Genomic DNA, 6,811 nt, shown 5'->3' with positions numbered 1-6,811 from the left:
ATTTTCATCCTGAAAGCAATGAACTTGAATTTGGTTTCGATTGGCAGCGTTTATAATTTGCTCCGCCTCTTTGAGATATTTTAGTTTTTTCTTTCTGAAGGCCAGCAATTTGGGGCCAATGCCTTGGATTCTTTCCAACTTGCCGGAGGGTAGATTAAAAAAGGATGCTGCAGATCCACAGTGTAAAATGATTTTTTTATAGGTGCCCGGTCCTAATTTTGGGATCAAACTTAGGGCTACTGCATATAAAAAGTCATTATTCGGCTGGTTTTTCATTCAGATTGTCTTTGATTTCTGTCAAAAAACCTCTGATTTCATGTAGTCTTTGGATCATAGCTGCTTTGTCCTGAACCTTATGCATGTCCCTTTTGATAATCTCTTGGGCACCTGTAAGCGTATAGCCTTTTTCTTTTACCAGATGAAAAATCAACTGAATCTTTTCAATATCATCGATGGTAAATCTACGGTTTCCCTTTTTGTCTTTTTTAGGCTTGATGATGTCAAATTCACCTTCCCAATACCTAATCAAGGAAGTGGCAACCTTAAACTTATCGGCAACTTCGCCAATCGAATAATACTTTTTTTCAATATCTTTTTCTTTGTAAGGCAATTCTCTGGTGTTTTTTTAATCAAAAATATAAAAATTATCCATTATATAGAAGGCAATCCTAGCTATTAATTTTTTATGCTTCCGCAAAATTGAATAGTAGCAAAAAAAAGGCCCTTTCTTCAATTTCTAAAGAAAGGGCCCTTAAATTTTTTTGAATGTTTGCTTTAAGAAAGGGATTGATTTTCTCTGGAAGCCAATTCAAGGATTTTATCAAACTCCGTTGGTTCAAGGTCTTTAAAGAAATAATTGACCGGATTAACATATTTGTCGTCCTTGATTACTTCATAATGTACGTGAGGAGCTGTAGATGAACCGGTGTTTCCTACCGTACCTATTTTGTCTCCTCGTTTGATTTTTTCTCCAACTTTTACATTAAAGTCATTCATATGTGCATACCTGGTTTTGAAACCAAAGCCATGGTCTATAATAACGGACTTTCCATAGCCACCAAATTCGGTCCGAACACGTTCCACAACACCGTCTCCTGTAGAGTAAATCGGCGTACCTTTAGGAGCTGAGAAGTCGATACCGGTGTGCATTTTTTTCACCTTAAGGATAGGGTGTAGGCGTATTCCATAGCCTGAAGCTAGCCTGTTTAACTCCTCATTGTGTATAGGTTGAATCGCAGGGATGGACGCCCAATACTCTTCTTTGTTTAGAGCGGTTTCAGACAGTTCGTTGTAAGATTCCCATTGAATATACAACTGTTTTTTAAGCGTTTCCACTTTGTTGGCCACAGATATAATCATCTTGCCTTGATTAAGGCCTTTTTCTTTGATGTCTTTAAATCTATCAGATCCACCATATCCTGCATTTCTAACCGAGTTGGGGATTGGTTCAGATTCAAAAATAACCCTGTATAGATTATCATCTCTTTCTTGGAGGTCAGCCATCATGGTGTTCAATTGTGCGACCTCTTGTTCCAACAGTTCGTAATAAAGGTTAAGCTCTTTGTTTTCCCTTTTTAGGATCAATTCTTTGGGGCTGTCAAAGTAATAATGAAACACGAGAAGGATACCGACAGCTAATATTGATGACAAGGATAAGAATCCCAATACATTTAAAGTAACATCCCATTTGCTCTTAACATACCTTTCGTATTTACAAGTTTTGGGATCGTAATAATATTTTATTCTACTCATTTAACAAATAGTACGTTAAAACTTCTAATTTTGTAATCCGAAAAAACCCAGTCGATTAAGCTACTTTGTAGGGAAGTAGATAGTTGGGTGTTTGGTTACAAAGATAATTCAAAAACTTTAAATATTCCAAGTAATTCATTCTAAGGTAAATAAACATGAATTCCAAACAAATAAGAAGCCATTTCATTGATTTTTTTCAATCTAAAGCGCATCAGTTTGTTCCATCTGCACCAATAGTTGTGAAAAACGATCCCACATTGATGTTTACCAATGCTGGAATGAATCAATTTAAGGATTATTTTTTAGGCAATGAAAATCCTGAACACATTCGCGTTACTAACAGTCAAAAGTGTCTCAGAGTTTCAGGAAAGCACAATGATTTAGAGGAAGTAGGAGTCGATACTTACCATCATACCATGTTTGAAATGATGGGCAACTGGTCATTTGGGGACTATTTCAAGAAAGAAGCCATCAATTGGGCTTGGGAATTGCTCACTGAAGTTTACCAATTGCCTAAAGACAGGCTCTATATCACTGTTTTTGGTGGAGATAAGGCCGATCAGTTGGAGCAAGATGATGAGGCTTTTGATTATTGGGCCGAATTGGTAGAGAAAGACCGCATTCTTTTTTGTTCTAAAAAAGATAACTTCTGGGAAATGGGAGAAACAGGTCCCTGTGGTCCTTGTTCAGAGATTCACTTTGACATGAGGCCTCTGGAAGAAATAAAAAGTATACCCGGCAGGGAGTTGGTAAACGAGGATCACCCCCAAGTTATAGAAATCTGGAATTTGGTTTTTATGCAGTTCAACCGTTTTGCGGATGGGCATCTCAATGAGCTGCCTGCAAAACATGTGGATACAGGTTTGGGTCTAGAAAGACTGGTGAGGGTCATCCAAAATAAATCATCCAATTACGATACAGACTTATTTTCTCCATTTATTGCTAAAATGGAAAACATATCCGGTTTTACTTATGGTGAATCCGAGAAAATAGACATTGCCTTTAGGGTAATTGTAGATCATATTAGAGCCATTTCTTTTACCATTGCAGATGGACAGTTGCCATCCAATAACAAAGCAGGCTATGTTATCCGAAGGATTCTAAGGAGGGCCGTTCGGTATGGATATACCTTTTTGGACCTGAAAAAGCCTTTCTTATTTAATTTGGTGCCTGTATTGGCAGAGAAATTTGGTGAATTCTACCCTGAAATCAATTCACAACAAGACTTTATCACCAAAGTTATCCAGGAAGAAGAGCTCGCATTTTTAAGGACTTTAGACAAAGGCTTAAAAAATCTCGAATCCATCCAAAAAGGATTGGCAGATAAAAATGAAACCACCATCCCCGGGGAGGTAGCTTTTGAATTGTACGATACTTATGGGTTTCCATTGGATTTGACTTCCCTGATAGCTCGTGAGAATGGTCTCAGTGTAGATGAAGAAGGTTTTTCAGCAGCAATGAAAGCTCAAAAAGACAGGTCCAGATCAGCCTCAAAGCTAGAAACCGGAGACTGGATTATGGTAAACGACGAGGAAAGTTCTGTATTTGTAGGATACGACACCTTAGAAGCCACCGCTCAAATTATCAAATACAGGAAAATAAAGGATAAAAAGAAAGACCGCTTTCAGTTGGTCTTGACTGAAACCCCTTTTTATGCTGAAAGTGGTGGACAAGTGGGAGATACAGGAACGCTTTCAAATGAGGAAGAACGCATTACTGTTTTGGATACTACAAAAGAGAATGACCTTATTGTTCATTGGGTAAGTGCTTTGCCAAAAAATCCTGAAGCAGATTTTAAGGGTGAAGTCAATGCAGATAAAAGGCGTTTGATTAAAAGTAATCATACGGCCACACATTTGCTACAGTCGGCATTGAAGCAGGTGCTTGGTGACCATGTACAACAAAAAGGCTCTTTGGTCAATGATAAGATTTTAAGGTTTGATTTTTCCCATTTCGCTAAATTAAGCCCTGAGGAATTGCATGAGGTAGAAGAAATCGTCAATGGGAAAATTAGAGAAAATATTGCTTTGGATGAGAAAAGAAACATTCCAATAGCTGAGGCGAAAGCCATGGGAGCAACCGCCCTTTTTGGAGAGAAGTATGGAGAACAAGTTCGGGTAATAACTTTTAATCCTTCTTATTCTGTGGAATTGTGTGGAGGCACCCATGTGGCTGCCACAGGAGAAATAGGATTGTTTAAAATTATTTCTGAAAGTTCTATTTCCGCAGGAGTAAGAAGAATTGAGGCTGTTACAGCCCAAGGTGCAGAAGGTTATGTGAAAAAGCAATTTGCCCTATTGGAAGAAATTCAAGAAACACTTAAACACCCCAGAGATCTTGTGGCTGCGATTGAAGGAATGATGACTGAAAGGGCAGCTTTAAGGAAAGAAATTGAGCTTTTGAACCAAAAAGCTACCGAAAAAATTAAAGAAACGTTAAAAAGTGAGGTAAAATCCTTCAACGGTTATAACTTAATATTAGGATTGATTAAATTGCCTAATGCTGAGGCCTTGAAGAAGCTTTCTTTTGAATTAAAAAATGAAATAGAGAACTTGGTAGCTGTTTTAGCTGCTGACATAAATGGTAAGCCGCAGCTGGCTATAGTGGTAAATGATTTGCTTGTGAAAGACAAAGGACTTCATGCCGGAAATATGGTAAGAGAGCTCGCAAGAGAAATCAAAGGAGGGGGAGGAGGCCAGCCCTTTTTCGCCACAGCCGGAGGGAAGGATTCTTCAGGCTTACCGATTGCCTTAGAAAAAGCTGAAACTTTGATTCAGCAGGCATTGAAATAATTTAGCTGAATTCAAATTGTCTTCGTTTGGGGTTGACACTTTGGAACAAAAACTGTAACAATTTAGAAATGATTGAAGATAAGTCCACTACATTAACGGCAGATATTATTAAGGAGAAGTATGAATTGGTGATTGGCTTAGAAGTCCATGCACAATTACTTACTGAAAGCAAGATGTATACTTCTGATGCCAACAGTTATGGAAAAATGCCCAACACCAATATATCGGTGATCACATTAGGACATCCGGGAACTTTACCCAAAGTGAATAGAAAAGCAGTAGAATATGCAGTGAAGATGGGCTTGGCATGTAATTCATCTATTACCAGAAGAAATGTGTTTGCCCGAAAAAATTATTTTTATCCTGATTTACCGAAAGGTTATCAACTGACGCAGGATAAAAATCCAATCTGTGTTGGGGGCTTTGTGCCCATTACTCTCAGTAGTGGAGAGAAAAAAGAGGTAGCCCTTACCCGGATCCATATGGAGGAGGATGCGGGTAAGTCCATGCACTTGGCAGGTGAAGTAGATACATTGGTAGATTTTAACAGGGCAGGGGTTCCACTTATTGAGATTGTAACGGAGCCTGATATGCGTTCTTCTGAAGAAGCATATAATCTTCTTGCAGAAATTAAGAAGTTGGTGGTTTACCTGGATGTCTGTGATGGTAATATGGAAGAGGGATCTTTAAGGTGTGATGCAAACGTGTCTATAAGGCTTAAAGGTGATCAAGAACTAGGCAAAAAGGTGGAAGTGAAAAACATGAACTCATTTAGGAATGTGGCCCGTGCCATTGAACATGAGTTTGAACGCCAGATAGGTTTGCTTGAAAGAGGTGAGGAAATTGTTTCTGAAACCAGGACATTTGATGCTACCACGGGTTTGACGGCCAGTATGCGAACCAAGGAAGATCTTAATGATTACAGGTACTTCCCTGAGCCCGATTTGAGCCCTGTAGTAATTTCTGAAGAGTGGCTTTCGTCCATTAAGGCTGAATTACCCGTTCTTCCTCGTGAATTGTTTGATAAATTTGTAAACACTTATGGACTTCCTGAATATGATGCAGGAGTTTTAACCGACCAAAAAGATATTGCTTTATGGTTTGAGTCGTTGTGTAAACATACCAACAATTATAAAGCAGCCTCAAACTGGATGATGGGGCCTATCAAGTCTTATTTGAATGAATTAACGTTAAAAATTGAAGATTTCCCTTTAAAGGTAACACAAATTGCCGCCCTAATAGCCTTAATCGATGAGGGTAAAGTAAGTTTTACAGTAGGTTCTCAAAAGATTTATCCACAGTTAATAGCCAATCCGGGAAAAACACCTTTGGAAATTGCTCAAGAATTAAATTTAATTCAAGACAGCAACGAAGACTCCATTAAACCGTTGATAGAGGAAGTTCTGTCGCAGAATGAAGCCAAAGTAAAAGAGTACAAGTCCGGTAAGAAGGGGCTCATGGGCATGTTTATGGGGCAGGTTATGAAAAAATCTAAAGGCAAGGCTGACCCTAAGGTGGCCAGCAAAATTTTAACAGAATTATTGGATAATTAATTTTATGAACGTCTTAACTAAGAGTATGTTTTCATTGGGCTTAACAGCCATGCTGTTGTCCGCATGTGGGGAAGATAAGAAAGAGGTCTTTGATGGGAATGTCACCATTTCCGGTGAATTGAAACAAATTCCTGAAGGGGAGGTTGTTTTGTCTGTCTACGAAACAGACAAAATCACTGTTATTGATACACTTCAAGTTAAGGGAGGTTCATTTAGTTACAACTTGGAAATTGACAAGCCAAACTTCTATGATTTAGACTTATATGGCGAAAAAACCATTCGTTTGGCTTTGTATCAGGAAGATGTACAAATAAAATACGATTTTGAATCTGAGGAACTGGCCGTTGAAGGCTCTACCGACAGTCGTTTATTATTCAGAATAGATGAGCTGACAGCTGAATACCAAGAAGAGGCCAATGCATTAAATTCTGCCTTTTATGAAGCCATGACTGAAAAAGATCAGGCTAAAGTACAGCAAATACGGGAACAAGCCGTAGAGATGGGGATGAATCAAGCCGAGCGCATCAAGGGAGTAATTGCTGATGCGGAAGGTAGTTTTGCTGCATTGGCAGGAATAGGCATGCTAGATCCCGGTAAGGACTTTAACTTTATGGATAGTGTTGTTGCCGCCCTTGGTGATCAATATCCTGACATGAAATTGATCAATTCTTGGAAACAGGAATTGAATGAAATGAGAGCCCTTTCTATAGGTCA

General features: G+C 38.7%; 5 protein-coding genes and 1 pseudogene. 3 read left to right on the top strand and 3 right to left on the bottom strand.

The window, feature by feature from the left end:
* The 3 genes and pseudogenes from AAC037_RS16920 to AAC037_RS16910 form a co-directional block, all read right to left on the bottom strand.
* Nucleotides 1–276, bottom strand: a pseudogene (locus tag AAC037_RS16920) (DNA-protecting protein DprA); the annotation flags it as partial.
* Nucleotides 257–610 (bottom strand): MerR family transcriptional regulator, encoded by a 354-nt coding sequence (locus AAC037_RS16915; protein WP_339904208.1) that lies wholly within the window; start codon nucleotides 608–610, stop codon nucleotides 257–259. The gene AAC037_RS16915 and the pseudogene AAC037_RS16920, both read right to left, overlap by 20 nt.
* Nucleotides 611–774: 164 nt before the next feature.
* Entirely contained in the window at nucleotides 775–1,752 is a 978-nt protein-coding gene (locus AAC037_RS16910; RefSeq protein ID WP_339904206.1) for a M23 family metallopeptidase, read from the bottom strand.
* A gap of 155 nt (nucleotides 1,753–1,907) precedes the next feature.
* Here AAC037_RS16910 and alaS point away from each other — a divergent pair, with 155 nt between their 5' ends.
* The 3 genes from alaS to AAC037_RS16895 all read left to right on the top strand — a co-directional run.
* The gene (gene alaS, locus AAC037_RS16905) at nucleotides 1,908–4,544 is read left to right on the top strand and encodes an alanine--tRNA ligase (RefSeq protein WP_339904204.1); all 2,637 of its coding nucleotides are present in this window, start codon (nucleotides 1,908–1,910) and stop codon (nucleotides 4,542–4,544) included.
* A gap of 68 nt (nucleotides 4,545–4,612) precedes the next feature.
* Nucleotides 4,613–6,097 carry an Asp-tRNA(Asn)/Glu-tRNA(Gln) amidotransferase subunit GatB gene (gene gatB, locus AAC037_RS16900; RefSeq protein WP_339904202.1) on the top strand — a complete coding sequence of 495 codons (1,485 nt, stop codon included), beginning with the start codon at nucleotides 4,613–4,615 and terminating at the stop codon, nucleotides 6,095–6,097.
* Nucleotides 6,098–6,101: 4 nt separating this feature from the next.
* Nucleotides 6,102–6,811, top strand: a 710-nt coding sequence (locus tag AAC037_RS16895) for a DUF4369 domain-containing protein (protein WP_339904200.1), incomplete at its 3' end; no start/stop codon positions are given.

Source organism: uncultured Cyclobacterium sp., from assembly GCF_963976465.1.
Classification (GTDB): Bacteria; Bacteroidota; Bacteroidia; order Cytophagales; family Cyclobacteriaceae; genus Cyclobacterium.
The sequence above is the reverse complement of the archived record's forward strand: the minus strand, read 5'-3'. Positions and strand labels throughout refer to the sequence as shown.

Coding starts and splice junctions, on each gene's coding strand:
- AAC037_RS16910 (WP_339904206.1), bottom strand. CDS start 1,752: ATGAGTAGAATAAAATATTATTACGATCCCAAAACTTGTAAATACGAA.
- alaS (WP_339904204.1), top strand. CDS start 1,908: ATGAATTCCAAACAAATAAGAAGCCATTTCATTGATTTTTTTCAATCT.
- gatB (WP_339904202.1), top strand. CDS start 4,613: ATGATTGAAGATAAGTCCACTACATTAACGGCAGATATTATTAAGGAG.